This window comes from Metabacillus sp. YM-086, from assembly GCF_048059995.1.
GTDB classification, from domain to species: domain Bacteria; phylum Bacillota; class Bacilli; order Bacillales; family Bacillaceae; genus Metabacillus; species Metabacillus litoralis_B.
In genome coordinates this window covers 21,486-47,632 of the sequence record NZ_JBLUOI010000040.1, presented here as the reverse complement: position 1 = coordinate 47,632, position 26,147 = coordinate 21,486, and the positions used below count along the sequence as shown (strand labels likewise).

Here is a 26,147-nt window from a genome sequence, read left to right as displayed (position 1 = left end):
TGACCCATACGGGATTCGAACCCGTGTTACCGCCGTGAAAGGGCGGTGTCTTAACCGCTTGACCAATGGGCCATATTTTAATTGTTGCATGACCTAAAAATGGATACGCCTGGCAACGTCCTACTCTCACAGGGGGAATCCCCCAACTACCATCGGCGCTGAAAAGCTTAACTTCCGTGTTCGGCATGGGAACGGGTGTGACCTCTTCGCCATCATTACCAGACAATTTTCAAGGACAAATATTATTATAATAACTTCACGAAAAATTTCAAGACCTTTTTATAAAAAACTTATTTGACTTGTCTTGTTTCGAGTGAATCAGGATTTATAATTTATCACACTAGTTAATCATGTGTCAATATCTTAATTGTATTTACTAGGTTTTCTCGGCAACGGAAACAATCATCTCAATTTATAAAAGAAAAGATCCAAATTATGGGCTATTATTTTTTATTCTTCTAAGTAAGTAATTCCCCTCTCAATCTCATTAAATGATTCTAATTAGGATAAACTACTTTTGACAATTTGGAGGTGTGTAAAATGACTTTGGAGCAAGAAAGGGATTTTATTACAGTCGAAGATGAGTACGGAAAAGAAAGAACGTTCTCAGTTGAAGCATTACTTGCTGTGGAAGCTGAAACCTATGCCCTATTAACATCAAAAGATAATGATGATGATTCCATCATTATGCAGGTTTTAGACGAAGAAGATGGTCAATATCTTGTTGGAGTTTCAGATCCAATTAAAAAGAATATCGTATTAGATGCGTATGAAATTGCAGTTGATGCGAACCCTGCTGATTAAACCGAAGGAGATCAGTGATGAAGGATAACATTATAGAAGTAATGGACGAAAGCCTAAAGCTTAAAATTGAAGAAGAAATAAAAGGAATGACCTATACTAAAAACTTTCGCTCACCTTCTGCAGAGGAATGGTATGTTTTTTTACCAAGTTATAAAGATCCTTTAACAGGTGGAGCTGCTGGAAAAACAATTATCCACTACAATCTTTTTGATACGAAGCACATTTTTATCAATACTACTATTATCTTTGATGATCCTGAATTACATATTAGAAAACATCACCAACTTGTTTATTCGATTTCTGATGAAATAGTTAATCGACTTGTCGGCTACGCAGACACCTTATTGTCTGTTCATTCTGGTGAAAACTCTTATCATGCTGAATACAAACAATAATTAAAGGGGAATGAAAAATGCCCAACAAATTAATTCAAGCGATTAAAGATTATTCTAAGCCAATACATGAATCAGAGGATTTAGATTCTTTGATAAACGAATTTAGTAACCACCAATTTGTCCTTCTCGGGGAATCTTCTCATGGCACTTCTGAGTTTTACACAATGAGAGCAGAACTTTCGAAAAAACTTATAAAGGAAAAAGGATTTACATATGTTGCAGTTGAAGGTGACTGGCCTGCATGTCAACAAGTAAATAGATATATTAAAGGTATTGATAAACAATCCTCACATGCACGTGATGTGCTAAAATCCTTTAATCGCTGGCCAACATGGATGTGGGCCAATGAGGAAATGATTGATTTAATTGAATGGTTAAAAAAATATAATCAACATCAACCTGATGACAAAAAGGTTGGTTTCTACGGAATAGATGTTTACTCTTTATGGGAATCAATTGATGAAATTATTAAGTATTTAGAAAGAACAACTCCTTCTCACGTTGAAACAGTAAAAAAAGCTTTTGCTTGCTTTGAACCATTTAATCGCCGCCCTGAAAAATACGGAATTTCTGCTTCATTTTATGGTGAAGGTTGTCACGAGGAGGTTTCCAAATTATTAACCGATATCCGTCTGAATAAATCAAATTATTCAAGTAATAAAGAAAATGAATTAGACCTTGAAGTAAATGCCATCATTACAGCAAATGCTGAAAATTATTACCGAACAATGGTATTGAATGATAATGAATCATGGAATATTCGTGACCGTCATATGGTAGAAATCATTAATAAAATTCATCAATTTTATGGAGAAAATGCAAAGGGTATTATTTGGGAGCATAACACCCATGTTGGGGACGCACGTGCAACAGATATGGCTAATGAAGGGATTGTTAACGTAGGGCAGCTCTTAAGGGAACAAAAAGGAGAAGACAAGCTTTTTATTATTGGATTTGGTACACATCGTGGAACAGTTATTGCAGCAGATCAATGGGGTGTAAACCTTGAGAAAATGGTCACCCCTCCCGCTCAATCTGGCAGTTGGGAAGACTGTATGTATCAAGCAGGTTCATATGATAAATATTTAGTATTCAATGAACAAAATAAGCATCTTTTCAATAAGACGATTGCTCATCGAGCAATCGGAGTTGTCTATAATCCTGCTTACGAACATTATGGAAATTATGTACCATCAATCATGTCAAATAGATACAATGCTTTTATTTATATTGATCAGTCAAATGCTCTAAGTCCGATCGAGGTACAAGAGGTCCTACTATAATTAAGGTAAAGAGTTAAATTTTACTCCCTTCTTTCTTATAAGTAAAGGCTAGAAATTAATTTTTCCCTTGTTATAATGCTAAATGGATAGATTATTTTCATAAAGGTGGGCATTTATGGGGAACACATGTCGGTTTGTTGTCAATGCGGTAGGTAAAAAGGGAGAAACTTACTATACCCAACTAAACACAAAAAAAGAACTTGAAAATTGGATAACAGACCATCAAGACAAATTATTAATGGATGAATTAAAAATCGTAGACAAGAAATTACCGCCTTTCTTAAAATGGTTTTTGAACAAATAAAATAAGAAGCATAAGTAGATATTTGAGTATCTTCTTATGCTTTTACTTTTTAAACGATGTAAAAGGCTAATTGTAATATTAGACATACTTTCATTTTACACTTATTGGATCTTTTCATTTTAAACTTTCCCCCATATAATTACCTGTTAAAGGGGGGGAAATGAATGGCGGACATTAAACAATATATTTTCTTTGATTTCGAGATGTTATGCTCTGATCAAGGGATGGCTTTTGAGAAGATGGAAGCCATTCGTTTGGGTGCGGTAAAATATGAGCTAGATTCAGAAGAAACTTCATATTTTGATCGATATATTCGACCAGAAAATAGAAATCCATTAACTGACTTCTGCAAAAGGTTAACGGGTATTGATGATTCTGATTTAGAAAAAGCTAGTGATTTTAAAGACGTTTTTGCTGATTTTCTTGAATGGGTTGGCGGGTTAAAGAAGTCTCAATATTTTTCCTGGTCTCCAAGTGATTTATCACGTTTAAAAATCGATTCATTAAAACATAGCATCCCAGAACGGACAATTAGAAAAATCGAAACACGATATACAGACTTTCAAGATATTTTCAAAAAAAGAGTTTCTAAGAATAATATATCGGTTGAGGATGGATTAGCTCTGTACGGATTAGAGTTTCTAGGTGAAAAGCACAACCCTATGTATGATGCTTACAATACATTTCGTATCTACCAAAGTTATTTGTGTGAACCAATCAAGTCTGACATGATTATGCTAAAACAATTTATCTTTGAAGAAGAATCACCTAAAGACATTAGGATGATAAACCTAAAGCTTTCTAAACAGCTGCAACAAGATGCGAAAGAGATAACAGAACAATTACGCGAAATATATCGGATACGTGATGTTAAAAAGCTCTTAAAGCCCATAAAAAGACTTTCTTTAAAATATGAAAATGTATTATTAAATCGATCCGGAATTTTCACTAAACAAAATGTTTGTAATGCCGAGTGCTTTCTTTCGTTTTATCAAGATTTCCTATTCACTTTTGAAGAACATTTTGCACATTCATCGAGAGTTGTTATATTACATGAATATATGCTTAACCCATTAAAGCAATTAATCTCAACGAACACTTAAACCCCACCTTCATATAGTGGGGTTTTTTAGTGTCGATCATTTATTATTAACTTGAACTGAACAAATATATCTACGGTTTCATTAGTCCTCTATTTTTCTTATTAACGCTTGATAAAATCTTTCAGGTTCATCCGGTGAAAGATGTACTTTCTTTACTTTTCTCTTAAAGCCATACATGAATTTGGCTTCCTGCTCACAAGTAAATTCGATTTCAAAAATTGGCTTTTCTTTCATAAAATCAGGTAGTACTGCATCAAATACCTTTTCTCTCTCTTCTTTGGACAATTTCTCGGGACCATCATAATAGTGAATGCTTTTTATTTCTTCTAAAGGTACGATTAGCTGCTTTCCTAATCCAATCTGTAGAGACACAAAACGGTCAGTGATTATAAAAGGTGTTAGACGAATTGCGTTAATTTCAGCTAATAAAAAGAAAAGGGTGTACACATTCAAAACGAGTGAGATGATAGCCACAACCTCATTCCAAGAATGAAGCAGAAAATGAAACCCTACAGATTCGAGTATCAAAGCGTGAATCAGCATGATATTTAATGCCATAGAGCTTGTTTTTTTATGGTACGTAAACATTTCTTGATTATTACGTATTGTTAGTGATTTTTTTCTCCAAGTGCAAAGACTAAAATAAAACATAGAAAGCTCAGATACGATGATATTTAAGAATCGTGAAGGCTTTAACTCATGATAAATAGACTGTTCTATTCGATATTGCAGAGTAGGAATTTCTGTTTGATGTGTTTTTACTCTTTTTAAGATAGCGGGTATTTTTGTTATTAATTTATAGACAATATAAAGCTCTAGTAATAGTAATGCAGCTTCCCCCGCAAAAAGCAGATATTTCACAAACGAATAGGAAGAAAGTAGTCCGTTCGGTACAACGAGATAAGCAACTCCATAGCCTGCTAATGCAACGGGAAGTAAATATTTTAATGAGTAACGTTTTCTGATGATAAAAAAGTAAGCTAATAATGGAATAACAATAATAAAATCAAACAAAGAACCTAGTGCAACCCCATTCGGAAGCGGTTTCGCAAATTCCACACGATACAGCATGGTATTGGCTGTGATAATTAATGAAAGAAGAATAAAAAAACTAATTAGGCTTTTCTTTGATATAGCATGCATAATGAATACCTCCTTTCTTCTATTATATAAGAAAAATTAGGAAGAAATAGGAGTTCACAAAGGAAATTTATTACAATTTGATGGCGAGATTTTTCATTAAATCTCTTTAACTGTTAGAATCTATTAACAATTTCATTGTGATGTGAAATAAAATACATAATTTGAGCTAAAAGGAAAAAGATTAATAATAAATAAATATCATTTAGGAGAATGAATATGTCCGTCACAGAATTAATATCAAGAATTGCTATTACCTTTACAACGCTATTAGTTTTGACAAGAATAATGGGCAGAAAAGAAATTTCTCAAATGACTTTTTTCAATTTCGTTTCTGGGATTGCGATCGGTACTATTGGTGCTTCATTAGTAATTAATTCAACAGTTTCAATTAGAAACGGCATTATAGCATTGGCCGGGTGGAGTCTTTTTACAATTGCTCTTGGTTATATTGACATCAAATCGAAGAGAGTACGTACAGTCATTGAGGGACAGCCGCGAATTTTGATTAAGAATGGGAAAATTATGGAGGATGAACTTCGTAAAGTTCGCCTGGATGTTAATGCTTTAAATGCCTTACTTAGACAGAAAAATGTATTTTCAGTCCTTGATGTTGATTATGCTATTTTCGAAACGGATGGTAAGATATCCGTTATGAAGAAAGAAGCCCAACAACCATTAACGAAAGCGGATATGAATATACAATCAATAAAACCTGTTTATTTTCCAATAGCTACTGAGGTAATTAATGACGGAAGAGTAATCTCAAAAAACCTGCAAAAATTAAATCTAAATCAAGAATGGCTTGAACAGCAATTGCAACAATCCGGAATCCAATCTATTTCAGACGTATTTTATGCTCAAATTCAGAAAGACGGAAGCATCTATATTGATACAAAAAATGATTTGATACATTAAACAAGCAAAAGAGGCCTTACCAATTTGGTACAGCCTCTTTCATTCGACATACTTCGGGTCGTACCTGTCACTTGTCGAACTACTTCCAAGCACTACTCGCAATGTCAATAACGTGGCGAACCTTCGCCCATTGCTCTTCTTCAGTTAGTAAGTTACCTTAAATGAAACCGAATCTACCGTTCAACTCCACACCAGTCAACAATTGTTAGCGCAATAATTTCAGCTGCTTCAAATACTTTTTCAATTTCAATGTATTCATTTGGGTAGTGCGCTTTTTCAGTAACACCCGGCCCAAACACAATGGTTGGAGTTGAACCAACTGTAGTTAACAAGCCACCATCAGTTCCCCATGGAGATGCTTCAATAACTGGTTGCTCACCTGTAACTTTTGAGTAGCTTTTTGATAATGAAGACATGAATGGATGATTAAGATCAATTGAACCCGGAACCCATCTTGCTCCAAACCATTCAAGAGAAACTGGATATTTAGCAAACCACGGATCTACTTTTTCCAGGGCCTGAATCCACTTTTCAAATTCTTTTTGAGCTTGCTCTATCGTCTCATCGGGAGAAATTCCTACTCTTCCTTCTAACTTGACAAGATCAGCGACAGATGAGGGCCAATCTCCACCTTCAATTTTCCCTATATTAATTGGGATAGGAATAGGGATATTCTTGTAGAGGGGATCTGTAATACGCTCATTTCTACTTTTTTCAAGTTTTTTAATATGTTCAATAACGACCATAGATTTTTCAATCGCACTGACCCCTTCATACCGTGTTCCTCCGTGTGCAGCTAGACCTTTAACATTTAACCGAAACCACATTGATCCCTGCTGCTTCGGGAATATTTTCATATTTGTCGGCTCAGGAATGAGGGCAGCATCAGCCTGGTAACCTCTTAGTATCGCTGCTAGTGTGCCAGCGCCTCCACTTTCTTCTTCTATTACACTTTGAAAAATAACATCTCCCTTCAATGGAATACCCAGTGCACGTAGAGCAGATAATGCCAAAAGGAGGGAAACATTTCCACCCTTCATATCTGTTGCACCACGACCATAAAGCTTTCCATCAACAACCTTCCCGCTATAAGGTTGTTGATCCCACTGTGTTACATCACCCTCGGGCACAACATCAATATGTCCGTTTAATATAAGAGAACGACCTTCACCAGTTCCCTTTAATACACCAACAACATTTAAACTGCCTTTAAATTCATTTCTTGGTGATGCAAAATAAGGATGTTCAACTAGCTGTTTCCCCTCAGGCTCCCACGCATCAACTTTTAAACCAATTTTACGTAGCTTTTCAATAACAATTGTTTGAGCTTTTCGCTCATTCCCCTGAATACTATTTTCTTGAACTAATTTTTGTAATAGCTTTATTCCATGATCATGATTATTAGTAAGCCATTGGTTTATTTGTGCCCGAAGCATCTCTCGTTCTTCGTTCACCCTTCATCCCCCATCTCTATTTAGTAGATACTATTCTTACTATTTTCTGATAGTTGTAATTTAGCATTTGTTAGACTTACAACTTCTTCAACTGAATAAGGTTCCATCACTTCTTTTAACAGTAAACCCTCATTTGTTACTTCAATTACCGCCATTTCTGTAATAATCATGCTAACACACCTTTTTGCGGTTAAAGGAAGTGTACATGTTTTAACAATTTTGGACTGCCCTTTTTTATCACAATGATTCATTAAAACAATGACTTTTTTCGCTTTTTTAGCTAACTCCATCGCCCCACCAATACCGGGTATTCGTTTACCAGGTACAATCCAGTTTGCCAAATCACCTTCTTCACTCACTTGCAGTCCACCAAGAATGGTCATATCTAAATATCCTGAACGAATCATTCCAAAAGCTGTGGCACTATCAAAATAAGATGCTCCCGGTACGATGCTCACCGGAAAACCAGCTGCATTGCACAAAGTTGGATTTTCTTCTCCTTTTTTGGGTGACTCACCCATTCCTAAAATTCCGTTTTCTGCCTGAAACATAACCTGTAGTTTTTCGGGTAAATGATTTGGTACCAGTGAAGGAATTCCAATTCCTAAATTAACAATCATGCCTTCTTCAATTTCCTTAGCTGCACGTTTGGCAATTCTATTTCTAGCATCTAATTCTGCCATCACTTTTCTAACCTCCCCTTAACGAATTTCGACATAAACAGTCAAAACCCGGGAAGTGACAGGCACCATCACTCCCAAGCCCATTTCCAATCGATCCCTTCGCTTTGTACGACGATGTCTACGTATACGCCTGGTGTGATGATGCTTTCTGGGTCAAGTTCTCCTGTTTCGACAATTTGTTCAGCTTCGACGATTGTATATCGACCAGCCATCGCTACTAAAGGATTGTTATTTCGGGCACTTGTTTCATAAACAAGATTTCCGAAGGTATCTGCTTTTTTGGCGTAAACAATTGAAACATCTGCAGTGAGTGCTGTTTCTACTAAATAGCTTTGACCGTTTATCTTGATTTTTTGTTTTCCTTCTTCAATCATGCTATCAATCCCGATATCAGTGAAAATTCCTCCAAGACCAACTCCACCTGCCCTAATTCGTTCTGCCAATGTTCCTTGAGGACAAAATTCAACTTCCATTTTCTCATCTATCATTAACTGCCCTGCAATCGGATTTGACCCAATATGGGAGACAATCATTTTTTTCGCCCTTCCTTGACTGACCACTTTCCCAATTCCTATTGTAGGAAATCCAGCATCATTTCCTATGAGTGTTAAATCCTTTATTCCCTTTTGAAGTATGCCATTTATAATAGTTGGTGGATTTCCTACTCCCCCAAATCCACCAAACATAAGTGAACATCCATCACTAATACGGGAAAAACCTTCATCTAAACTCCCAACCTTATTTACCCTCTTTTTTGACATTGATTGCTTCATGGTCTGTTCCCCCTGTTAGTCCTAGCTCCTTCTGAATTTCGGAGACAACTTCCTTAAGAATAGAAACAAGTTCCTCTATTTCTTCTTTTAAGATAATAAAGGGAGGAGAAATGATAATCGCATCTCCACCTACCCCATCTTGACCTGCGGAGGACGGATAGATTAATAAGCCTTTTTCTCTAGCTTTTTTTACAACCTTGTTCGTAACAGTACCATTATTATGAAATGACTGCTTTATATTTTTGTCAGAAACAAACTCAACCCCAATCATTAGTCCTTTCCCACGTATATCGCCAATTATTTCAAGGTTGGCTATTTCTTCTTTAAGTCTTTTCAGCAAGTATGTGCCATTTTCTTTTACCTTATCTACAAGGTTATTATTTTCAATATATTCTAAAACAGCTAAAGCACTTGCTGCTGATTGAGGGTTGGCACTATACGTATGGCCACTCATGATAGAATTTGAGCCTTGTAGAATCGGTTTCATCACTTTTTCACTTACGAGTGTTGCAGCAATAGGGGTAAATCCCGCACTCATTCCTTTTCCCAGTGCAATAATATCAGCCTTTACTCCCCAATGATCCAGGCCGAACATTTTTCCAGTTCTCCCGATTCCCGTCATCACTTCATCTGCTATAAATAAAATGTTGTAGCGATCGCATATCTCTCTAACTTTCTGATAATATCCATCCGGAGGTACGATCACACCTCCTGCTGCACCAATAATTGGCTCAGCGATGAAAGCAGCAATATGATCAGCTCCGATTCTTTTTATTGCTGCTTCCACTTCATGTGCACACATTAACTGACAAGTTGGATAGGTTTTATCAAAAGAACATCTGTAGCAATAAGGAGCTGTAACAGAGGGATAATCCTCAAGTAAGGAAACAAATCGTTCCCTGCGATTTATGTGCCCAGACATAGATAACGCACCGAGGGTGATTCCATGGTAGCTCACCCACCGCGACAAAATTCTTTGCTTCTTAAAATTCCCTTGCTCCTGCCAATATTGAATGGCAACCTTCATCGTCGTTTCCGTTGCTTCTGATCCACTATTTACAAAAAAGGACCAATAATCTTCATCAGCATCAACTAGTTTGTTTAATTTCTCAGCCAGACGTTCAGCAGGCTCTGAAGTAAATTGAGAACGATAAACAAATGAAACTTTATTTGCTTGATTCTGCATGCTTTTAATAATTTCGTTTACCCCATGACCAAGGCTCGCTGTAACTGCACCTGAGGATCCGTCAATATATCGCTTGCCCTTATTATCGTATAAATAAATCCCCTTCCCATAACTCACTGTTGGATATTGCTCATTCATGGTTGGTTTAATTAATAATGACCGCTTCATACGATCGCCTCTTTCTTTTACATAAACAACGCTAAAATTTAAAATAGTTACGTTTTAATAACCTTGGCATTGTCATTAACGATTGGAAAGAAATCACTTTATCCACTTTCTTTGTATCAATAAGAAATAACTGATCTTCTAGCTCCTCAATTATTTTTTCATCTTGATATTCCATCCCACATGAGGCACATTTCACACCAGGTGTATCAGTAATTTCAATGGCACGTGTTCCATCAGGCAGCTCCCAAAAAACCGTACAGGTTATCTTTGTTACATTAGCGGATTCACACCATTCACATTTCATTTAAAATGATGACACCTCCCTTGCCCTCTGTTTACTAACTAACTCTCTTTCTTTTGTTGTGCCTGAAACTTTTTCTCCTTTAACTCATCTCGCTTTTCACGCTTATCTTTTAATGTTGAATAATTCGGATCTTCTTGGAAACTTTGTCTACGGTGAAGACGTTCCAATGACTCTGGTACAAGATTAAATTTCTCATCATTTAATAGAGAGGTAATTCCAGTTTTAGACGGTTTGATATTTTCCGCACCATAAATCTCATTAAAGTAATCATCTGCACGCCCTGCAATATACTTTTCCGGTTCTGGATACGTTGTGATTACTCCTTCAAAGTTTCGTAGTACCGTTTTAGTCGGACTTTGGGAAATCACATAGTTTGGTTGTAACGTAATTTTCCCTCCACCACCAGGAGCATCAACAACGAAGGCTGGAACAGCATAACCGCTCGTATGCCCACGTAAGCCTTCGATGATTTCTAATCCTTTAGAAATCGGCGCTCTAAAGTGACCGATCCCCTCTGACAGATCACACTGATAAATGTAATAAGGCCGGACTCTAATTTTGACCAAGTCATGCATGAGTTTTTTCATGATCGGCACACTGTCATTTATTCCCGCTAAAATAACAGCCTGATTGCCGACAGGCACACCTGCATCAACAAGCATTTCACAAGCACGCTTAGATTCTTCTGTTATCTCAATAGAAGTATTAAAGTGTGTGTTTAACCAAACAGGATGATATTTTTTTAAAATATTACAAAGGTTTTCTGTTATTCGTTGCGGAAACACAACAGGTGCTCTTGTGCCAATCCGAATGATTTCCACATGTGGGATTTCACGCAAATTTTTTAAAATATATTCTAAAATTGTGTCATTTATTAAAAGTCCATCTCCACCAGATAATAGAACATCCCTAACATCTGGTGTATTACGAATATAGTCTATTGCCCCATCTAGTTGCTTCTTAGGCACCCCCATCCCAATTTGCCCCGAAAAACGACGGCGGGTACAGTAACGGCAATACATGGAGCATTGGTTCGTAACGAGAAAAAGCACACGATCTGGATAACGATGTGTTAAACCTGCTACAGGAGAATCTTCATCTTCCTCTAACGGATCTTCTAAGTCATATTTGGTTTTCTTTATTTCTTGGCTAATCGGAACAGATTGCATTCGAATTGGACATCTCGTATCAGCTGGATTCATAAGTGATGCATAATAAGGAGTAATATTAAGTGGTATAGTTTTTGTAGATATTTTAACACCCTCTTCTTCCTCAGGTGTTAAGTCAATGACTTGTTTTAAATCATCAAGAGTTCGAATTGTATTTGTTAACTGCCAAATCCAATCATTCCATTTTTCATCCGTAACATCTTTCCATAAACTAATTTCCTTCCAATGACGGTCCGGTTTATATAAATCATGCAACATGAAGATTTCCCCCTTATATTTGCTATTCACAAATTATTAAGCAAGATTTGTGCCAACTATAAGAAGGGAAAACATTTTCTTTAGATAAATCGTTATGTTTAAGCATCTGGAAAAAAATTTATGTCTACTCTTCATTAAAAGATATTCTTTTTCTTAATAAAAAAAGCAGCAAGTGCCAAGATTCGGGCAAACAACGCTTATGAAACTTGCTGAATATTCGGCAGCATGATAAAAACTCGGCAGTTAATGAGAGAGATCTTTCACCCATACATTCATATCTTCAAGCTTATCAAATATATAACAGTTCTTAGTCAATCTCCCATTGTATTCATAACCAAGCTGATAAAACGCTGCATTCATCCCAAAGGATAGTGATCTCGCAATTGAAAATGCACAAAAAATCCCATTATTGCGTAAATCAGTTTCAAGAAATAATAACAGCATTTTCATTAACCCGTACTTTCTATGTTCTGGCAATGTTGCACAGTCTGTTAACTCAGCATTTTTAAAATCAATGTTCACATCTGCAGAAGCAGCACTAACTATTAAGTTGTTGCTTTCCACTACATAAAAAAGATTGCCCGCATTAATCATTTTTTTTACATAGTCTTTATTATTCATCGGTATTGGATAAATTTCAAACACCTTACCATATAAATTAGCCAGTTGTTCAGCATCGTTTATTTCAGCTTTGCGGAAATGATAATGAGCAGGTAAGTCTGTTTCATTTATTTGTCTTTCTTTTTGAAAGACTTTTTCAAGAATAGTATTCTCTTGAATCCAGTGTTCACTTGTTCTTCTTTTATCATCTATATACTTTGTCATAATCATGTTATCAGCACCATTAAAATATCCTTTTATTACTGCTTCCAACTCATATCCTTTTGATAAAAGGTCCATCCACTGCTCAGGGCGTGTGTAAAAAATAATTTTTTGAAAGGTATTTTCTGCGCTTAATCTTTCTATTTCCTGCAAAATCATTGTCATATTTCCCCGGTAATGATCGACGCGAATTCGTTCATTAAAATAGTCTAAATACAGTTGCATGACATAACGAGATGTTGAAATTTTCTTCGTTTCGGAAGTCAAGGTCATTGTATCCACCTCATTTAGTGAATTTTATATTTTTTCATTTTATATTGAAGAGTTTGTCTTGGGAGTTCAAGGAGCTCAGAGGCCTTAAGCACATTTCCATTTGTTTTGTGTAGTGCTTGTTGAATTAAGTCTTTCTCTGTTTTCTCAACAACTTCACGAAAGGATTTTATTACATCCTTTTCAGCAGGAATTTTATCTTTAATAAAGGAAGGTAGATGGTGAATTGTTAATGTATCCTCATTTTCTACCATGTTCATCGCATATTCAATTACATGCTCAAGTTCTCTAACATTTCCTGGCCAGGAATGACCTTCTAGCAGTGATATCACTTTCTCATCAATATGAATCACAAGTTTACCGAAATTGTAGTTATATTTTTGAATAAAATGATGAATTAATAGAGGAATATCTCCCGTTCTTTTTCTTAAAGGAGGAAGTTCAAGAAAGAAAACATTTAGACGATAATATAAATCAGTCCTTAATTGCTTCTTTTCCATACAAATGTAAGGATGCTCGTTCATCGCGACAATAACTCTTACATCTACTGAATATGAATCAACACCTCCAACTCGCCTAATAACTCCATCTTCCAGGACTCGTAACAGCTTTGCTTGAAAATCCAAAGGCATTGTATGAATCTCATCTAAAAACAGCGTTCCACCATGAGCAAGCTCAAATAATCCCGCCCGATCGACCGCTCCTGTGTAACTTCCTTTTTTCGTTCCAAATAAAATACTTTCAAGTAATGATTCAGGCAAAGAAGAGCAATTTTGAGCAATAAATGGCCCATTTTTTCTTACTGAACCATTATGAATGGCTTGAACCATTAATTCCTTTCCTGTGCCAGTCTCACCATATACCATAACCGGTGATGTACTATTGGCAGCCTTTTTAGCCAATCTCTTTAATTCATTTATTTCTTCACAAGCAGTTACAAAATGGTCCCACTCATACTTTGCTCCTGAAATGGTTATTGGCTTTGATTGTTGCCCATTCATTTTTTCCTGAAGTTCAAGAAGCTTTTGAGAAAGTTGTTTTACTTTTGTAAAATCCTTGGCAATTTCAACTGCCCCAACAATGTTATTCCCAACTTTAATAGGTAAAGTAGTATTTACCGTATCAATTAGCTGGCCTTTACTATTTTTATAGGTTTGAGATTGCTGATAAATTGAGTTTCCTGTCTCAATGACCTTAAGTAAGGTACTTGTTTGCCAGTTTAATGAAGGAAATACCTCAAGAACATGCTTTCCAAGTACTTCCTCCACTTCAACTCCGTCATGTTTTGCAGCTACTTGATTATAAAAAATTGTTATCCCTTCAGAATTAACAGCATGAATTCCTTCATCAATACTCTCTAAGATTGCCTCAAGCATTTGTTTCGTTTCAAAGGATTTTAGAAACATTTCGAACACCTTCTTTGTAATCGTAAAAGATGTAGGCCTTATTTCTAATTTTATTAAGAAAGAGCGAGTACTATTCTGCATCAATGGTTTGAACTTTTTTCCTTAAACTTGCACGTCCTTCATCCCAGATTACTGAAACGTCAGAATCAAAAAGCGCTGAGAGCTTCCCAGCAGATAGCATCTCATTTGTTTCACCAGAATCGAATACTTCTCCACTTTTTAATAAAAGAGTATGAGAAAAGATTGGCAAGATCTCTTCAACATGATGAGTAACATAAAGAAGAGTTGGTGCGGATTCCTTCTTCATCATGCCCTCTATTGATTCTAATAGCTGTTCACGTGCAAGAAAATCTAAACCTGTTGTCGGTTCATCTAAAATTAAAAGCTCAGGCTCTGACATTAAAGCTCTAGCAATTAAAACTCGCTGCCTTTCTCCCTGTGACAAAGTTTCATATGCTCTATCCGCATAATGTAAACAGCTCAGTTCTTTTAATAGTCCAATCGCTTTTTGTCTCATTTCTTCTGTTGGTTTATCATAAAGTCCGATTGAAGCAAAAGCACCACTTAATACAATTTCAAATGCAGTGTCTGAAGGATAAAATTTCTGTTGTAGCTTTGTCGATACTAGTCCGATTTTTTGACGAAGTTTTTCCGCTAAATAATCACGACCAAATACCTTTCCTAATACTTTTACATCTCCTTCAGTTGGAAAATAATACGCACAAAGCATGTTTAAGAGAGCTGTTTTTCCAGCACCATTTAGTCCATACAACACCCAATGTTCATGCTTTTTGATTTCCCAATTAATATCCTTCAAAATCCATTGACCATTTCTTTTTAGTGAAACGTGTTTTAATTCGATTATTGATGCCATAAGTTCTCCTTTCACCCACATTAGCTTTTTCCTCTTAATAGTATAAGTTTAAAAGAAAAAAGCGATTGAATAAAGGCAATCGCTTTGCTAACTTTTATTTCCAATGATCAATTACATCATTGGAATTAGAAACTAAAGAGCGCTTTCAGCCCTTGATAGCCAAAATAAAGTCCAAAACCTAAAAGTGAAGCACCAGAGATAATTGAGATTACTTTTAAGCTAGTATCATTTAAAAATTTACGGAATCCTGTTGTAAGACCAGCAACAAAAACATCCCACAATGTTAGCCCTACAAAAATCATACAGCTGTACACCAATAATTGGCTCGTACCATTCATTTGGATCGTTTTAGCTAATACTGATCCATAAATCCCTAACCAAAACAGAATGGAAAGTGGGCTTGTTATAGACATCATAAACCCAGTAAAAAAGCATTTTGTTAAGGAATCCTTTTTACGGGTTATTGTAAGATTAACCTTATTCACACCTAGAATACTCTCAATACCTGAATAAATAAGAATAAATCCACCAAATAACCATAGAAAAATTTGGACAAAGGGTATATCTAGAAAATTCACCATACCAAGGTAAACAAAGAGCATAAAAATAGCATCTGCAATCATACTTCCTGCTCCTACAATCCAAGCATGCCAAAATCCATTCTTTATTCCTTTGTCTAATCTTGCAGAATTAACTGGTCCAATCGGAGCAGCTAAGGATAACCCTAAAAAAATGTAGCTAACTAATATGCTGATACTCAATGAAACCACACACTCCCTTTTTACCGGACTTGTACATTATATGAAGGGAGTTGTCCACTATGATTAAATGTTAAAAAATGGAGTAAGAATCACCTGCTTTTTAGGGCATGATAACTTTACCAACGTTTATTTGCGAGGTGTTTCAATATGGCAAAAGAAAAAGAGCAAAAACAAACAGGTACTGATGATGCTATTATTTTGATGTTTTTAGATCTAGTAGAGCAAGACGGTGTTGAAGTTGATGTTACTTTAAGCGTGAACGGAACTGTTGTCTCAGGAACTCTTATCGGGGCAACTGCCTATTACGAAGGAATTACTGAAGCATCGAAGAATTTCCATGATAGTACAATGTCAAAAATTATTTCAAAGAAGTTTCATGATTTAAAAGAAGAATACGCCAAGCAGAAACAAGAAGAATCTGATAAAGAGTCTAAAGACAATTCGACTCCTTTCACCTTTATTCACCTTAAAGATGCTAAATATCTAAATACAAACAGTCAAGAAACTCTTAACCGCGGAACATGGTGGAGAGGAAGAATTTCAGCAGTTGATGGCTTTTCCTTCAATTCGCTTGTCTAATAATATTCCCCTTACTATTGTAAGGGGTTTTTAAATGACGCTTAGCCTTCTATTTCGGATAGCAACCGAAACTTTACATAATAAAATCAATTCTTTGAAACCCTATTTATTAGGGAGTTTTTGGGAGGGTATTGTATGGAAAAGTCTGAAAAAAACACATCACAAGGTAACTTGAAATGGTGGCAGTTATCACTAATTGGAATTGGATGTACTATTGGAACAGGTTATTTTCTAGGATCTGGAATTGGGGTTAAAATTGCCGGGCCTTCCATAGTTTTTTCCTTTTTATTAGCTGCCCTTGGAACTTTTATTGTTTATAATGTTTTAGCAAAAATGACTGCTAAAGACCCACAAGAAGGCTCATTTTGCTATTATGCTGGAAAAGCGTTTGGTAAGTGGGCAGCATTTGGTTGTGGATGGAATTATTGGAGTTCAAATATTCTTGTAATGGGAAGTCAATTAACTGCACTAGCTATTTTGTCACAATTTTGGTTTCCTAATGTTCCTTTATGGATTTTCTCAGCAGGGTATGCGGTACTTTCCATCCTTGTTGTGATTTCTGGAACGAGTGGGTTTGATAAAATGGAAGACATTTTTGCTGTTGTGAAGTTTGCTGCTATCCTTATGTTCATCATTCTTGCCTTTGCTGCACTCTTTGGATGGATAGGTGGTGGAGACGCAAAACCAACAGGTGTACCTGTCGCACCTAAGGAACTATTCCCAGATGGTTTTAAAGGCTTTTATTCTTCACTCATTTATGCATTTTATGCATATGGCGGAATTGAAGTTATTGGATTAAAAGCAATGCAATTAAAGGATAAAAAGGATGCACCAAAAGCTGGATCTTTCATGTTAATCAGCTTAACTTCCGTATATGTTTTATCTTTAGGACTTGCTGTTTCACTAGTTGCATTTGATAAATTTAGTGACAAAGAAAGCCCATTTGTCACTGCTTTATCTGACTTTAATTTGCCATTTTTCCCACATGTTTTTAATGGCGCCATTATTATTGCTGGTTTTTCAACAATGACAGCCGCTTTATATGGAGTAACAAACCTCCTTGTTACCCTTGCTGATGATGGGGATGCACCAGCTGTATTCTCAAAGAAGTTAAAGTTTAAAAGCTTACCTTTACCTTCATTAATCCTTGCAACAGTTGGGCTTATTGCCTCAATCGTTACTGCTTTATTGTTACCAGGAAAAATTTACGAATATATTACAACAGCAGCAGGAATTTTGCTGCTATATAATTGGATCTTTATTATTTGTTCTTCATTCAAACTTCTGAAGCTAAAAGTCTGGAATAAAATTTTAGGATATATTGGCTTAATTCTTCTTCTCGCTGCAATCAGCGGAACCTTGTTTGAAAAATCAATACGACCAGGTTTTTACGTTAGTATATTATTTATTACCATTATCGGGATTGTTTGTTTAATTATGAGAAAGCATTGGAAAAACCCTAAATCTAATAGCAAAATTAAATATTATTAAATTAACACCTCTATATACAACAAAAGCCGGTTTTTCAATAAAATTCCGGCTTTTGCTCCAATGTCACTGTCCATCCACTTCTTTTGCCTCATGATTTTCCCAATGATATTCAGAAAGAATATCAGCAAAAACATCAACTGTTCTTTCAAGTTCATCAAGATTGTTATCTACTCCACCTATTTCAATCAACATTGCTTTATTAGAAACATCTTGATTATAAACACCATTACCCTCACTTTTTGATTTTAAGAATACACCTCGACTAATTCCTGGATATTTTTTTTCGAGTTTTTGATGTAAGGTCTTTGCAAAATCAAGATTTTCTAAATAGTTTTCATTTTCTTTTCCCACAACAAAATAGAGTCTTGCGTAAGTCTCTCCATTAATAGTTTTTGTTGTAATGTTTTTTCTTGCAGAATCACGATGAATATCAATGTAATATACATATTCACTATTTGTTGCCGTCGCTGCTTGATCTACAATTGTTCCAGAAACGGTATATGCTTTCGTTGACTTCCAACCTTTTTGTTGTAGCTCTTGAGTCATATTGGTTTTATCGTGCTGTACACCAATTTTCTTTTTCATTAGATTTTCAGTTAAACGACTTCCAAGGCCAATTACATTTACACGCTCATCTGAACTTATTGCCTCACTTGGCTGTTCAGCACCCTCCAATAACGGTAAAAAAGACTCCCAGCTATGGCTCTGATAGATAAACACTGTTTTTTCTTCTGGATTAGTTATTTGTTCATTATTATCATCTGTTGTTCTTCCCTTTAATTCTTCCTCCACAACTTTTCTTTCCTGAAGTAAAATTTCAGTTGGTGGTGGTGATTCATATGGTATGTTGCTAAGATTGGTTCCTTCACCTGCAACTGCTATCTCTGTATCATATAATCTAAGACCAGGTAATTCATTTCCTAGAAAGGTCCTTGCGTCAGTTGGTTTTACACTTGTTGCAAGCTGAATAGCTAAGGTAGATAAATTAGATGTTGTTAATAAGGGGTTTTCAGATTCTGGGTAGAAATAATGATTTTCAAACTGGAGAAAATGTACAAATAACTGTTCTGTGTTTAATTCACCGATCGTTCTCTGGATACTTCTTGAATCCACAGTAACATTCATCGAAATCAGAATGCCAATTAAGAAGAACATGAGGAGGATTATAAGAATAGGTATATAAATAAGTTTTAAAATGAATGGTCTTGTAGATTTCACTGTACAACCCCCTTCACTTATATATATGAATAGCAGGAGATTGTATGGCTAATTTTTCTAAATTTAACCTTGAAAAGGCCACTATGTTGTCATTTTACACAGCGGCCATCTATTAACTAACACTTTCCACTTCAATTTGCTTAATTTCTGTTTTCCTCTCCCTTTTATAAAAGAAAAGAAAACCAATCAACCCTAAAAACGAAGATCCTGCTAGTAAGAAATATAACGTTGATCCCCCGAAGTTTTCAAAAATAATCCCTCCTACTGAAGATCCGATGATTCCTGTTATTCCAAAGGAAATACCTACGAATACCATGTGCCCTGTTGCTTGTAACTCCTCAGGGACGACTTTATACAAGTACTCAAGAGCACCTAAAAAAACAATAGCAAAACAAATTCCATGTAAAACTTGAATACTTAAGAGCATCGTTGGATCCTGCGAAAGTGCTGTTAATATCCAGCGAATACAATAAAGAACTGAGGCGATTATAATATATATAATTGGGCTAGAAGAACGAAACCATTTGGCACTTAAGAAAAACAGAAGTGCTTCACTTGATACACCAATAAACCATATCCATCCAACTAACATTTCGTTTCCACCTATTTCAAACAAATATAAGCTAATAAACGAATCACTTGTTCGATGTGTAAGCAAAACTAACGCAATCAAGATAAAAAATGCCGTTAAGGTTGGATCTTTAAAAAACATACCGATGTCTTTATAGTTCACTTTTTTGCTACCGGCTTTTGCATCAGTTAACGTCAATGAAAGTAAGCAAGTAGAAACTGCAAGAACAGTAATCGGGATGGCTAAAAATCCAATCCCAAACTTCGTAAGTAAAAAGCCGCTAAATAATGAAACGAGGGCAAAACCTATAGACCCCCACATCCTTATTGAGCCAAATGTAACGGAGTGAATCTGAGATTGTCTTTTTGCCAGATTATCAGCCAGAGGATTAACTGGTGAGAAAAAAAAGAAAAAGAGAGATCCGGCTATAATAATCCATAAAAATGAATCAATCTGAAACAGCCAAATAACACTTACCGAAAATCCTATTAAACAAGCAAATAAAACTTTTTTAACTGTCTTATACTTGTCACTAGCATATCCCCATAGCGGCTGCGCAATCAAGCCAACAAATGGACCAATTGCCAAAAACCAGCCAATTTGAGAGCTAGAGAATCCTTTATACTGAAAGTAAATTGGGAGAAAACTAACAACCATTGATCCGATAGCGCTAACAAAAAACATAAATGTTCTTAATGGTACAAGGGAGTTTTGGTTTATCATAAAAAAATCCTTTATGTTTTATTTGCAAGTATGAGATGATATATAACATTTTCATACTTACATATCTTAGAAGTTTAGTTATCAATTTTTCTATTATAAAACATCTTCTCCAAAAATGTAAGGGTTTCACTTTCCAAAAGAAAAAACACTAGCATGCTAGTGTCTTTCCATAAAGTCGTAAAATTATTCAACATTTTCTGAAGCACTAATCGCTTCCTTTTCTTTTAAGTAGTTCAAGTAATTCGTTTTATCTTCTAATTCTCTTTCTAAATAACCCATGTACGCGAATATTAAGCTAATATCCTTAGATAATTCATTATCCTTTTCTCGGACATATTTTTCTTTTATCTTTTTCACCTCTTTTTTCACAATCCACCGCTCTTGATTAACTCCTTCTTCTACTACGTCAAAACCTTTAACATCAGCTGACGAGATAAGCTCTATCCCCATAAATCGTTTCACAGGGTTTTCTTCATGTTTATTAATGATATAAACAAACTTTTCTGATTCGAGCTCCGAAAGCGCGTCAGGATGAATTTTAATTGACTTTGGAATTACATCTTGATTTACAATAAATTCTTTTAATTGATCAACCATCTTCATTACTAATGCCCCCATTTCTATGAATGTCGATAAATTGACGATTAGTACAAACCTATTCAAAGGCTGTTTAAAAAAGTACAGAATCAAAATAGGAGCTTACAACGAAAAAAGTCTAAAAATAAAAACAGACCCTAAATAGGGCCTGTTGGATGGTTTAGTCGGTTTTATATTTTTTGAACGTTAGCAGCTTGAGGACCTCTGTTACCTTGCTCAATATCAAAAGTAACTTCTTGTCCTTCATCTAAGCTCTTATAACCTTCTCCTTGAATTGAAGAGAAGTGAACAAACACGTCATCTCCACCTTCAACTTCAATAAATCCAAAACCTTTTTCTGAGTTAAACCATTTTACTTTTCCTTGTGCCATTAAAAATTTCCTCCTAAATCAATCAAAACATGTTTGATGACAATTTCGGTTATTATTATTACCCGTTGGAGAAAAATTAAACATATAAATATAAATTTTTTTTAAAAAGGTAAAAACTACATAAAATTATAGTTAAACTTTTATTCACCCGTTTTTTCTATGATAAAATAATTACTTGAAGAAACTGGATTAAAAACTCACTTAAACTTATTAATGGAGTACACTTTATAAAACTGAGATGGAGATGAAAAATGACTAATTATAAAATTTTGTTTCTAGACATTGATGGTACACTGCTAAGACCTGATGACACAATAGAGGATTCTTCAAAAATAGCTATAGCTGAAGTGAAGAAAAAAGGAATTGAAGTATTCCTTGCAACAGGCCGCCCGTTACATGAAATATCACATATTGCAGAGGAATTAAATATTGAATCATTTATTGGCTACAATGGAGCGTATGCCATTCATAAGGGTGAGGATATTTTTCGGGCTCCAATGTCAAGTTCAACTGTTGAAAAATATGTTGATATTGCCAAAAACAATGGACATGAGCTTGTTTTGTACACTCATGAGGAGAATATTTTCTCAGACTTAGAAAGTCCAATCGTTAAAGAATTTATTTCAGCTTTTCACCTACATAAAAATAATTCCTATTCACTTGATGTAATTGATAAGATTTTAGGAATCACTCTGATTAATTTAAGTGAAAATGAACCAGCATTATATGAAAAAGCAGATCCTTCGATTCATTTATCACAGGTTAATGTTGATGGATTACGCCATAGCTATGATGTGATTCGTGATAACGTAAATAAAGGGATTGCGGTTCAGCAGATCCTAGAACTACTTTCTCTACCAAGAGAAGCCGCCATTGCTTTCGGTGATGGAATGAACGACAAGGAAATGCTCAAGGTTGTTGGTGAAGGTTTTGCTATGGGGAATGGACATCCTGATCTTTTTCAATACGCAAAATATAAAACAACGAAGGTAACAAACTCAGGTATTTACAACGGTTTAAAATCACTTGGCCTTGTTGACTAAGCTGTGTTTCTAATTTGTTTTTTAGGAGGAACTGCTTTGTACGAACAAAAAACAAAAGAGAATGATAAAAGTGTCATTGAATATATTGAAAGCGTTGAAAGTCCCAAAAAACGTGAAGACGCCTACAAATTATTAGATATTTTTACGGATGTATCAGGCTATCAGGCAAAAATGTGGGGACCAAGCATTATCGGGTTTGGAAAGTATCACTATAAATACCCCACCGGTCATGAGGGTGATGCACCCCTTGTTGGCTTTTCTCCACGAAAAGCCAAAATAAGCTTGTATTTTGCAACAGGTGATACCGAACGAGAGCAGTTATTAGAAAAATTCGGTAAGCACACTAGTGGAAAAGCATGTGTTTATATTAATAAACTAGCGGATATTGATACAGAAGTTTTAGAGGAGTTAATTACTCAATCAATCAATTTTTTGAGAAGAACTTATCCAGATCAAAAGTAACCAAACAAAACCAAACCTTTCATCGATTGATATAATGGTTTGGTTTTTGCTTTATTTTGTATTGTCTTAAAATCCTTATCTAGGTTGCTTTTTATTTAACATCAAATCAAGATATAGCTGACACTTTTGATTAAAATCTGAAAAATCAATAGTTGTTAACTCTGCAATTTGTTTCATTCGGTAATTTAACGTATTTGGATGAATAAACATTTGTTCTGCAGTCGGCTTCAATTTGCAGTTATTCACAAGATAGTACTCAAGAGTTTTGACTAGCTCTGTTTGACTTTCTTTATCTTTTTGTTGAAGAATCTTCAGATTTTTATTTGTATAGCTCATACTCTTATTTTTTTCGTTTATCACATCAAGATAGCGAAAAATACCAATTTTATCATGTTCATACGGAACGTTCTCCTGTGTTCCAAGTTTTTCAGCAATTGAAACAACTTCCAGCGCTTCTTTGTAACTCGTTTGAAGCAATGTAATAGGTTGATATTCATTACCGATTCCAATAAAAATGTCCGAATATCGCTTCTCATCAAAGTTTGATAACAGGTTTTCGATAATATTTAAGGCAGCTTCTACTGGTGAGTATTTAAGGGAATAGCAACCAACGATAATAACTATATTTGTCCGATCAACTAACACATGGCTTGTATTATCTTTTAAATTTAAATATGATCGAATGGTTTCTTTTAATTCTTCTACAAGCTCCTCATCAGCATGAATAGCATTCACAACCATAACACTAAAAATCGACGGCAAAACTATATCTAGCTGTGTGGCTTCCCATTTAAGTTCCTTCTCATTAACAGAGTCACCATTAATCACCTGACGGAAAAAATGTTCAATTTTTTCAGCTTTTTGCTGTTTCAATTTATTTTTCTTATAAATCATCTTACCAACATGAAAGGAAACATCGTATAGGAAGGTTAACTGTTCATCAGTTAAAGGATCATCAATTTCTTGTATCCAAATGTATCCCATAATTGTTCCTTTGTATTTGGCACTTACAACAACTCGTTGATTTAAACCTATTTCCTTCATTTCGTGAATTCTAAAAGGATGTTCATTTGTTTTTAATCTGTCAATAATTCCTGTCTCAACGAACCTTTCAAATATATTTAATGGACATTTTTTTGCAAAAATCGTTTGTTGATTTGCTGAATCAAAATGATCCACATAATAGGAATTATAAGCAAGTAAGAAAAAATGATCACTCTCAAGAATAACAGGCTTTTTTAAACCATTGCTTATACCGTCCACAATTTCGTGTAAATCAGATAAAGATAACACACGTTCTAATAGCTCATCCATATGAAAACTCCTACTCATTGTTTCTTACCATTATGATACTTTGTCAATAAAGACTTGTATAGATTCTTTGTAGGAAATGTGGCAAGGTTTTTTTGAAATAAAAAAGCGGACATTCAAGCGTCCGCTTTTTCCATCATTCCCCATCCTCTTCAACTACTGTAACCGTGTCACTGCCGTTATCTCGTTTTGCTTCTTGAAAGGTAATATGATTATCCGTACGATTTGTTCGAGTTGCATATGATTTCAGCAGTTCTCCCATATCAATACCTGTCATTTCTTTTAATGGTTCTTGGATATCTACCATTGTTTTTGTAATGCTTTTACCAAATGAAGAAACTCCTTGACCGTTACCGGAATCAATTATCTTAACAGAATCAATATTCGTTAGTGGCTGAGCAATTTTCTCTGCAAATACTGGTAACATTTCAATTAATTTTTCAGTGATAATAACATCACCATGTTTTTCCATTGCCTCAGCTAACAGCTTACGAGCCTCTGCTTCTGCTTTACCACGCTCACGAATAACATCTGCTTCAGCAGATCCTTCTTCACGGCGAATCCTTGCTTTTGCTTCTCCATCAATTTCAGATTTTCGTGCCTCTGCTTCTGCTTTACGTGTTGTTTCATAGTATTCAGCATCAGCTTTTGTTTTACGTACCTTACTTTCTTCTTCCTCAAGCTTAACTGCACGTTCCCGCTCTAAAAACTTAAGCGTTAATTCTTCTTCCTTAACCTCTTTTGCAAGCTTTGCTCTTTCTAATTCATAAGATTGCTCAGATTTAGCTCTTGCACGTTCAGTTTCCTCTTTAAAGGCTGCATCTTTAATATCTTTTTCTTTCTTCGATTCAGCAATTGCGATCTGACGCTTGTATTCTTCCTCTTTAGCCTCTTGATCTGTCTGTGCTCTATGAATTCGTGTTTCACGCTCACTATTGGCCTCGGCGATTTCTGCCAATTTTCGAACCTCAGCAATACGAGGTCTTCCTAGGTTTTCTAGATATCCGTTTTCCTCATCAGCATCACGTAAATCCGTTAACCCTAGTGAAGTAATTTTAAAACCCATTAAATCTAATTGTTTTTGAGCAACCTCGGAAACGTCATGATTAAATTTTTCACGATCACTGTTAATATCCTCAACCGTCATTTTTGAAAGAATCGCACGTAAATTACTTCCAAGTACCTCAATAATTTCTGCTTCAATTTCTTCCTGTTCTTTTCCTAAAAACTGTTCAGCATAATTGGCAATACCATTTAACGTATCTGCCACCTTTACCATGGCAACAGCATCTGCTACAATCGGCACGCCTCCATTTGTATAAACTCTTGGTGTTGATAGCTTTAATTGAAACGAAGTAAGGTTAACAGGTGTAGCTGTTTGAAAACGTCTAAGTCTGTAACCGCCACCTCTAATAATTTTCATAGAACGTCCTTCTTGATCAGCAAATATATTCGTTTCTTTCTCAGGATCACCTAGTTTTGGACCAGTAATAATAAGTGCTTGATTTGATCTAGCAGTTCGATAACGAATTTTCACCCAAAAGAAATAACTAACTCCAGCTATTGCTGCAACAATTAACAATGGAATGAAAATAACAATTACACCAAAAAAACCTGACATATGTCTTCCCTCCGTATGTTTTGATAATGTAAATTTCTATGATCCCACGTGGGAAATGACCATTTCTATTTACAATCTGTATAAT

27 protein-coding genes, 1 tRNA gene and 1 rRNA gene are annotated in these 26,147 nt (G+C 35.3%); 10 read left to right on the top strand and 19 right to left on the bottom strand.

Annotated features, from left to right (window positions below):
* Both ACEWK1_RS16755 and rrf read right to left on the bottom strand, forming a co-directional pair.
* A tRNA-Glu gene (locus ACEWK1_RS16755) sits at positions 1–72 on the bottom strand.
* A 35-nt stretch (positions 73–107) separates the two neighbouring features.
* Positions 108–223 (bottom strand): 5S ribosomal RNA (rrf, locus tag ACEWK1_RS16750).
* Between the two features lie 317 nt (positions 224–540).
* Here rrf and ACEWK1_RS16745 point away from each other — a divergent pair.
* The 5 genes from ACEWK1_RS16745 (at position 541) to ACEWK1_RS16725 (ending at position 3,889) form a co-directional block, all read left to right on the top strand.
* Positions 541–804 (top strand): DUF1292 domain-containing protein, encoded by a 264-nt coding sequence (locus tag ACEWK1_RS16745; RefSeq protein WP_247341112.1) that lies wholly within the window; start codon positions 541–543, stop codon positions 802–804.
* 17 nt (positions 805–821) lie between these two features.
* Entirely contained in the window at positions 822–1,199 is a 378-nt protein-coding gene (locus tag ACEWK1_RS16740) for a hypothetical protein (RefSeq protein WP_416636524.1), read from the top strand.
* Positions 1,200–1,216: 17 nt separating this feature from the next.
* Positions 1,217–2,482, top strand: a complete 1,266-nt coding sequence (locus tag ACEWK1_RS16735; protein WP_416636523.1) for an erythromycin esterase family protein — start codon at positions 1,217–1,219, stop codon at positions 2,480–2,482.
* Between the two features lie 115 nt (positions 2,483–2,597).
* Positions 2,598–2,786: a hypothetical protein gene (locus tag ACEWK1_RS16730; RefSeq protein ID WP_098798479.1), complete on the top strand. Its 189-nt coding sequence runs from the start codon at positions 2,598–2,600 to the stop codon at positions 2,784–2,786.
* Between the two features lie 164 nt (positions 2,787–2,950).
* On the top strand, positions 2,951–3,889 hold the full coding sequence (locus tag ACEWK1_RS16725) for an exonuclease domain-containing protein (protein ID WP_416636522.1): 939 nt from the start codon (positions 2,951–2,953) through the stop codon (positions 3,887–3,889).
* 81 nt (positions 3,890–3,970) lie between these two features.
* On the opposite strand, the gene ACEWK1_RS16720 is transcribed toward ACEWK1_RS16725, so the two are convergent.
* A complete protein-coding gene (locus ACEWK1_RS16720; RefSeq protein WP_416636521.1) occupies positions 3,971–5,032 on the bottom strand; it encodes a hypothetical protein in 1,062 nt (353 codons plus the stop codon).
* Between the two features lie 216 nt (positions 5,033–5,248).
* On the opposite strand from ACEWK1_RS16720, the gene ACEWK1_RS16715 reads away from it, so the two are divergent.
* Positions 5,249–5,947: a DUF421 domain-containing protein gene (locus ACEWK1_RS16715; RefSeq protein WP_416636520.1), complete on the top strand. Its 699-nt coding sequence runs from the start codon at positions 5,249–5,251 to the stop codon at positions 5,945–5,947.
* A 173-nt stretch (positions 5,948–6,120) separates the two neighbouring features.
* Here ACEWK1_RS16715 and ACEWK1_RS16710 read toward each other — a convergent pair whose 3' ends face one another.
* From ACEWK1_RS16710 to ACEWK1_RS16665, 10 genes are all read right to left on the bottom strand, one after another.
* Complete coding sequence (locus ACEWK1_RS16710) at positions 6,121–7,383, bottom strand: peptidase (RefSeq protein ID WP_416636527.1); 1,263 nt, start codon at positions 7,381–7,383, stop codon at positions 6,121–6,123.
* Between the two features lie 38 nt (positions 7,384–7,421).
* On the bottom strand, positions 7,422–8,084 hold the full coding sequence (locus ACEWK1_RS16705) for a 3-oxoacid CoA-transferase subunit B (RefSeq protein ID WP_416636519.1): 663 nt from the start codon (positions 8,082–8,084) through the stop codon (positions 7,422–7,424).
* 68 nt (positions 8,085–8,152) lie between these two features.
* Positions 8,153–8,857 carry a CoA transferase subunit A gene (locus ACEWK1_RS16700; protein ID WP_416636518.1) on the bottom strand — a complete coding sequence of 235 codons (705 nt, stop codon included), beginning with the start codon at positions 8,855–8,857 and terminating at the stop codon, positions 8,153–8,155.
* Positions 8,823–10,211, bottom strand: coding sequence for an aspartate aminotransferase family protein (locus tag ACEWK1_RS16695; RefSeq protein WP_416636517.1), 1,389 nt, complete (start codon positions 10,209–10,211; stop codon positions 8,823–8,825). Before ACEWK1_RS16695 ends, ACEWK1_RS16700 begins: the two co-directional genes overlap by 35 nt.
* Before the next feature lie 31 nt (positions 10,212–10,242).
* Positions 10,243–10,515: a YokU family protein gene (locus ACEWK1_RS16690; protein WP_416636516.1), complete on the bottom strand. Its 273-nt coding sequence runs from the start codon at positions 10,513–10,515 to the stop codon at positions 10,243–10,245.
* 38 nt (positions 10,516–10,553) lie between these two features.
* Positions 10,554–11,942, bottom strand: coding sequence for a lysine 2,3-aminomutase (gene ablA / locus ACEWK1_RS16685; protein WP_416636515.1), 1,389 nt, complete (start codon positions 11,940–11,942; stop codon positions 10,554–10,556).
* A 243-nt stretch (positions 11,943–12,185) separates the two neighbouring features.
* Entirely contained in the window at positions 12,186–13,037 is an 852-nt protein-coding gene (gene ablB / locus ACEWK1_RS16680) for a putative beta-lysine N-acetyltransferase (protein WP_416636514.1), read from the bottom strand.
* Between the two features lie 14 nt (positions 13,038–13,051).
* Entirely contained in the window at positions 13,052–14,440 is a 1,389-nt protein-coding gene (locus ACEWK1_RS16675; protein ID WP_416636513.1) for a sigma-54 interaction domain-containing protein, read from the bottom strand.
* Positions 14,441–14,510: 70 nt separating this feature from the next.
* Positions 14,511–15,314, bottom strand: a complete 804-nt coding sequence (locus tag ACEWK1_RS16670) for an ABC transporter ATP-binding protein (protein ID WP_416636512.1) — start codon at positions 15,312–15,314, stop codon at positions 14,511–14,513.
* A 125-nt stretch (positions 15,315–15,439) separates the two neighbouring features.
* Positions 15,440–16,075 (bottom strand): LysE family transporter, encoded by a 636-nt coding sequence (locus ACEWK1_RS16665; protein WP_416636511.1) that lies wholly within the window; start codon positions 16,073–16,075, stop codon positions 15,440–15,442.
* 147 nt (positions 16,076–16,222) lie between these two features.
* Here ACEWK1_RS16665 and gvpU point away from each other — a divergent pair, with 147 nt between their 5' ends.
* A complete protein-coding gene (gene gvpU / locus ACEWK1_RS16660; protein WP_416636510.1) occupies positions 16,223–16,654 on the top strand; it encodes a gas vesicle accessory protein GvpU in 432 nt (143 codons plus the stop codon).
* A 135-nt stretch (positions 16,655–16,789) separates the two neighbouring features.
* On the top strand, positions 16,790–18,145 hold the full coding sequence (locus ACEWK1_RS16655; protein WP_416636509.1) for an amino acid permease: 1,356 nt from the start codon (positions 16,790–16,792) through the stop codon (positions 18,143–18,145).
* Between the two features lie 63 nt (positions 18,146–18,208).
* On the opposite strand, the gene spoIIP is transcribed toward ACEWK1_RS16655, so the two are convergent.
* The 4 genes from spoIIP to ACEWK1_RS16635 form a co-directional block, all read right to left on the bottom strand.
* Positions 18,209–19,363, bottom strand: coding sequence for a stage II sporulation protein P (spoIIP, locus tag ACEWK1_RS16650; RefSeq protein WP_416636508.1), 1,155 nt, complete (start codon positions 19,361–19,363; stop codon positions 18,209–18,211).
* 112 nt (positions 19,364–19,475) lie between these two features.
* Positions 19,476–20,657, bottom strand: a complete 1,182-nt coding sequence (locus ACEWK1_RS16645) for an MFS transporter (RefSeq protein ID WP_416636507.1) — start codon at positions 20,655–20,657, stop codon at positions 19,476–19,478.
* A gap of 183 nt (positions 20,658–20,840) precedes the next feature.
* Complete coding sequence (locus ACEWK1_RS16640) at positions 20,841–21,260, bottom strand: hypothetical protein (RefSeq protein ID WP_416636506.1); 420 nt, start codon at positions 21,258–21,260, stop codon at positions 20,841–20,843.
* Positions 21,261–21,424: 164 nt separating this feature from the next.
* Entirely contained in the window at positions 21,425–21,625 is a 201-nt protein-coding gene (locus ACEWK1_RS16635; RefSeq protein ID WP_098798468.1) for a cold-shock protein, read from the bottom strand.
* Positions 21,626–21,876: 251 nt separating this feature from the next.
* Here ACEWK1_RS16635 and ACEWK1_RS16630 point away from each other — a divergent pair, with 251 nt between their 5' ends.
* Together ACEWK1_RS16630 and ACEWK1_RS16625 are read left to right on the top strand one after the other, a co-directional pair.
* The gene (locus ACEWK1_RS16630) at positions 21,877–22,668 is read left to right on the top strand and encodes a Cof-type HAD-IIB family hydrolase (RefSeq protein WP_416636505.1); all 792 of its coding nucleotides are present in this window, start codon (positions 21,877–21,879) and stop codon (positions 22,666–22,668) included.
* A 36-nt stretch (positions 22,669–22,704) separates the two neighbouring features.
* A complete protein-coding gene (locus ACEWK1_RS16625; protein WP_416636504.1) occupies positions 22,705–23,130 on the top strand; it encodes a DUF1801 domain-containing protein in 426 nt (141 codons plus the stop codon).
* 75 nt (positions 23,131–23,205) lie between these two features.
* Here the strand turns inward: ACEWK1_RS16625 and ACEWK1_RS16620 are convergent, their stop codons facing one another.
* Positions 23,206–24,444 carry a PucR family transcriptional regulator gene (locus ACEWK1_RS16620; RefSeq protein WP_416636503.1) on the bottom strand — a complete coding sequence of 413 codons (1,239 nt, stop codon included), beginning with the start codon at positions 24,442–24,444 and terminating at the stop codon, positions 23,206–23,208.
* Positions 24,445–24,577: 133 nt separating this feature from the next.
* Positions 24,578–26,062, bottom strand: coding sequence for a flotillin family protein (locus ACEWK1_RS16615; protein WP_416636502.1), 1,485 nt, complete (start codon positions 26,060–26,062; stop codon positions 24,578–24,580).
* Between the last annotated feature and the right edge of the window lie 85 nt (positions 26,063–26,147).